Raw genomic sequence first — 5,112 nt, 5'->3', positions numbered from 1 at the left:
GAAAGTCCCTCCGAAAAGGAAGGGAAATAGCTACCCGAAAATAGCCCGCAACCATGCGGCAGAAACGGGTGCTTCGCGAGAACCTCGCGGAGGCTACACGCAAAATTATACACTCCAACCACATCTACCCCCGCATAACTCCCTGGCAAGGGAAGAAACCATGCGAGCGACACGCCATGTTCCCGTCACGTACCAGGTTCTCGCTCACACAAAGACCCCCGCCGGGTGCTTCCTAAGCGACCCGGCGAGGGTCCTCACGTATGAGAGGGGTTGGCGCGGTTCAGGTAAACCAGACTAACCAAGCTAACCATGCAAACCGGGCGAGCTTCGAGTCTCACGGGACTAGAAAGAACAGCGCATCAAAACCCGAGCCGGCCAAAGCTCGGCCCCGGCGAACAGCGGAACTAGCGCTCCGCCTCCTCACCCAGCATGCCCTCACGAGCCAACGCAGTCAAACGAGACACCGCACGGAAATACTTCTTCTGATAACCACCAGCCAGCATCTCCTCAGTAAACACCTTGTCAAAAGGCACGCCCGAAGAAACAATCGGCAAGTCCTTGTCATACAGGCGGTCAGCCAACACCACAAAACGCAACGCCACCGACTGCTCAGTAATCGGGTGAACATCACGCCACGCAATACCATCCAGACCATCAATCAGCTGACGGTAACGCGACGGGTGCACCTTCGCCAGGTGCTCCACCAGGTCAGCGAAGTTATCAACACCAACAGTCTGGCCGCCGAACACTTCCTCAACCTTCGCATCAAACGCATCATCAGCAACAGGCTCCGGCGCAGCAGGCAGGCCACGGTGACGGAAATCCTCACCATCCACACGGTGCACCTCAAACTGCGAAGCAAGCACCTGAATCTCACGCTTAAAATCCTCAGCCGCGAAACGGCCCTCACCCAGCGCACCAGGCAGCGTGTTCGAGGTCGCCACAAGCTTCACGCCAGCATCCGCCAGCTCACGCATCAGACGAGACATGAGCACAGTATCACCCGGATCATCCAGCTCAAACTCGTCAATACACACCAGCTTGTAGCTGCTCAACGCCTCAACCGTCTTACGGAACGTCAACGCACCCACCAGGTTCGTGTACTCCACAAAAGTACCGAACGCCTTCGGGCCGTCCACATAATGCCACAGCGACGCCAACAGGTGAGTCTTACCCACACCAAAACCGCCGTCAAGGTACAGGCCAGCCTTCGTCGAATCCTTCTTCTTGCCACCAAACAGGCGACCAAAGAAACCGGCACCAGCACCGCCACCATTAATCTTGTCGCCAAAATCCTTCAGCTTCTGCACGGCCTCAGCCTGCGACGGCTGATTCGGATCAGGAATGTAGCTATCAAAAGACACTTCACCAAAACGCTCAGAGGGGCGGAAACCCGCCAGCAACTCATCAGCAGAAACGCGAGGGATGCGGTCGGTCAAGTGTACGGTCGTGGTGGGCACAAAAACTCTTTTCTTCAGTGACGGCGATGTGACTTCCGCTTTAAGTGTAGTACTGTCTAACACCCCGCGTGAGTCGTATGAGTTGCCCGCCACATTACGGGCGCGAGGGTGGGATGAGGGATTGGGCTGTGTGGGTGCTGTGCGGGGATGCGGAGGCGAGCAGGGTGAGGATGTGCCGGGGTTTACTTCAGGCGGGGACGTCGTTGGCTGGTTCTATCTCGGACGGGGTGCTGCGTTCGATAGGTTAGTGTCTTCGCCGTGGGTTTTAAACCCGTTATGAAGGCGCTAACCTATCGATTGTTCCCTTAACCTATCGGCTATTACTCTGCCCCGCTATCTACTCCTCTAGCTTGCTGTTCATTCTTTTGGTCCGCGGCCCTCTCCCCTGGTCTGCTGCGGGAATTCTTTTGCAGGGGAACACTCACCGCTGCATGTAAATTCTTTGCGTGCAGGTATTTATTTGATATATAAAGCATTGAGGTGTTCGTATGGTAATGTTTCGTCACTGTAGCACCCAAAAGAATGCAAACGACGGCAAACATGCGGTAGGGTGGTATCTGTAGTGTTCCATAGCGCGTTGATGCGTTTGTTGGGCGCGCTACGGGGCTGTTTTCTTCCGGTGGTCAGGTACGACCCATAAAAGCAGCCCGACTAGTAACTAAACAACACACCATCACCGATGATAGGAGCGTATCTTCTATGGATTCGACCATTCTCAATCGCCGCACCCTGTTGGGTAGCGGCGCACTTGTGGGCCTTGGTGCCCTGCTTACGGCGTGCGGCCAGCAGGCAAATAACGAGGCGGCAGCCACCGCCTCCGCCGCGCCGAGTGAAACCGCTTCGGCATCTGCGGCAGCTTCTGAATCTGCATCAGCTTCGGCAACCCCGTCTACTATCCGAGGCTACTCTGGACAATCCAAAGCCCCTGACGGTGAGTACCGTAAAGCCGACGGCTACGGACCCGCGCAAAACGTACCCAAGCCCCCGAGCCGGAAACAATACCCCGAAACTCAGGAGGGCGCTCTCAACATGATCAACGACTGGACCATAGCCCACAACTATGCAGTCCAGACGGGTGATTGCGAATACGCCAAAGCATATGTGAAACCAGAAACTGACGAAGAAAAGTTCTACGGATATGTCGAGCGCCTTTATAAGCGCGGCGGATGGATCATTAATGGTCTCGACAAATATCAGCTCGATGGTCAGTTTATTTATGATGAAAAAACTAAAGAATACACCCTTATGCTGAAGCATATTTGGGAATTCGTAATGTATGTTGAGCCCGACGGATCATACACCGAAGACACGAATACGGCCGAGGGGGACGATAGCGGCGCTTACATTCTCAAATATTCGGATGGATTTTGGACTGTCGTTGGCTCACTTTCTCAAGAGCAGCTGAAGGAAAAAGGGTCGTTGAAATAGCATGTTCCATATCAGAGAAATAGGAAGTGCATATATACTCACTTTTGCTGTTATCACATCATCTGTTTTTATGAGCGTTCCTCCTGCGAACAGCCAGGAATGCAGTAGCGATAACGGCCATGCTATATGCCTCACTAAGGAAAAGACTCCACAACAAAACTTTGCGAGGAAAGGCACCCTAGATACTAGGATAGACTCACCTACCGCTAAATCATCCCTTGAAATAGAAGCGGAGAACCAGCGGAAGGAAGAAGAATTCCGTAGAAATTATGACGAAGTAAAAGACAACTTGGGGCAGCCTATGTATATTCCCAAAGGTAATGCGCGCAAGCAAGGTGAAGCGGAATGTCTTGCAGCGGGAAGACAACCTGGTAAATACAGCCGTATCCGTGAGATGCCTATTAGTGGCGAAGAGGTAAATTACGATCCGAAAACAGGACTAGGAACATATTGCCAGCCACTTGATACCAAAACTCTCACCTCTAATGACCCCGCACAGCCTAAGGGTCCCACTATTGAAGAAATGCTCCAAGAAGTTGAGGACCAATTCGCTAAAACCGATATCCAGGCCCCTGTACTGAAGCAGTCCTATAACCTTGGCTCTGGTCAGGGCGAAGACAACCCCAACGTCTATAAGAACCAGGCCGTCAACTTCTACGTTGACGCACCCACCGCACGTTGGGAAGGCGACCTCATGATTGGCCACGTGGAGATGGAGTCCTACCCCACCCAGATGACCATCCAGTACGGCAACGGTGACGAGGGCAGCTTCTACACCATGGGCAAGCCTGTCAGCAGGGCACGTGGTGAAGAGTCACGCAAGACCGCGACCAGCTATGTATATAAGCGTTCGGGCAACTTCCATGCCTACGCGACCGTGTCTTACTCTGGTCGTTTCCGCGTGAACGGCGGTGACTGGCATGCTCTGGATGTCGTGTTGACGAAGGAAACTGTCGATCCGCTGCTGATTCGTGTCTGGTGGGTTGATGTTGGACGCGTCGGCGGCACCTGCGATGAAGACGACACTCGTTGGGGCTGCAAGAACGACCCGACGATGGGCAAGAAGGATAACCCGAACCCGCGCCTGCGTAAGGCTGATATCCGTACCGGTCAGCGTTGGCATCTTAATGACAATGGCGATGGGGATACGGAGTATTCGTTGCACCGTGACTGGCCCGACATGTAGAGCCCCCGCGGGTCTTACGCTGAGAAGCCACATGTTCGCCGAGAAGCCACTTCTTTCGTGGCTTTTCGAAACACATGTGGCTTCTCAGCTATCGGGGTTCTTCCCTTCAGCTGGTTAGTCTTCCGGTTTCTAACCAGCTCTCTTATTCACACACCACACCGATACGAGGAATACACTTCCATGACTTCCGTTTTTCTTACCCGCCGCGCACTGTTGAGCGGCGGCGCATTTGTGGGCCTTGGCGCCCTGCTTGCGGCGTGTGGCCAGCAGGCAAATAACGAGGCAGGCGCCTCGGCATCATCGACCGCTACGCCAGGCGAAACCGCCTCAGCCACCGGCGATGAGTCATCCTCCACCTCGGCAACCCCTTCTACTGTTCGAGGCTATTCGGGCGGATCCAAAGCACCAGATGGGGAATACCGCAAAGCAGATTCAAAGGGTCCCGCTCAGAATGTCCCCAAGCCTCCAGCACCCGAAGAGGGGTATCGAGAAAAGTCTATTTCCGGATTGGAAAAGACAATTCGCGCCTGGGCCAATTGGCGCAACTATGCGGTAGAAACTGGAGATTTCGCTGAGGCCCGACAATACATAGCGCCGTCGCTAAAGTCAGAAGTAAGTTTCTACGATGAGATGAGCGGTCTCTACCAAAAGGGAGGCTGGATTATAGACGGCCATAACGAGTTCGTATCAGAGGAAAACCCTCAGAAGGTCGACGATCAAACTTACCTTTGGAAGGTTTACCGCAAGTGGAATTTCGTTATGTACGTTCAGCCTGACGGTAGCTGGGAAACCCGCGAGAACCGAGAAATAGATAATAATTCCTGGGAACTTTCCTGCACATATACAGATGGCCGTTGGCTCATAACTGGTTTGAAGAAGATTAACAAAGCCAGCTAAAAATCACCTTCACCGATACGAGGAATGTATTTCCATGACTTCCGTTTTTCTTACCCGCCGCGCAATGTTGAGTAGCGGCGCGCTTGTGGGCGTTGGCACCCTGCTCGCAGCCTGCGGCCAGCAGGCTAACAATGAGGCGGT

4 protein-coding genes are annotated in these 5,112 nt (G+C 53.6%); 3 read left to right on the top strand and 1 reads right to left on the bottom strand.

All coding sequences use genetic code 11. From position 1 onward, the window contains the following. Positions 1-404 precede the first annotated feature (404 nt). Positions 405-1,460, bottom strand: coding sequence for a cell division protein ZapE (gene zapE, locus HMPREF2749_RS04945; protein WP_005506346.1), 1,056 nt, complete (start codon positions 1,458-1,460; stop codon positions 405-407). A 699-nt stretch (positions 1,461-2,159) separates the two neighbouring features. Here zapE and HMPREF2749_RS04940 point away from each other — a divergent pair. From HMPREF2749_RS04940 to HMPREF2749_RS04930, 3 genes are all read left to right on the top strand, one after another. Beyond that, a complete protein-coding gene (locus HMPREF2749_RS04940) occupies positions 2,160-2,888 on the top strand; it encodes a DUF6318 family protein (RefSeq protein ID WP_070593584.1) in 729 nt (242 codons plus the stop codon). Positions 2,889-3,411: 523 nt separating this feature from the next. Continuing rightward, on the top strand, positions 3,412-4,074 hold the full coding sequence (locus HMPREF2749_RS04935; protein WP_053089020.1) for a hypothetical protein: 663 nt from the start codon (positions 3,412-3,414) through the stop codon (positions 4,072-4,074). Positions 4,075-4,254: 180 nt separating this feature from the next. Then, a complete protein-coding gene (locus tag HMPREF2749_RS04930) occupies positions 4,255-4,971 on the top strand; it encodes a DUF6318 family protein (RefSeq protein ID WP_049345149.1) in 717 nt (238 codons plus the stop codon). The last annotated feature ends 141 nt before the right edge of the window (positions 4,972-5,112 follow it).

The sequence above is a fragment of the Rothia sp. HMSC075F09 genome (assembly GCF_001810515.1).
In the GTDB taxonomy this organism is placed as follows: Bacteria; Actinomycetota; Actinomycetes; order Actinomycetales; family Micrococcaceae; genus Rothia.
This window is presented reverse-complemented; position numbering and strand designations above follow the sequence as displayed.

Coding starts and splice junctions, on each gene's coding strand:
- HMPREF2749_RS04930 (WP_049345149.1), top strand. CDS start 4,255: ATGACTTCCGTTTTTCTTACCCGCCGCGCACTGTTGAGCGGCGGCGCA.
- HMPREF2749_RS04940 (WP_070593584.1), top strand. CDS start 2,160: ATGGATTCGACCATTCTCAATCGCCGCACCCTGTTGGGTAGCGGCGCA.
- HMPREF2749_RS04935 (WP_053089020.1), top strand. CDS start 3,412: ATGCTCCAAGAAGTTGAGGACCAATTCGCTAAAACCGATATCCAGGCC.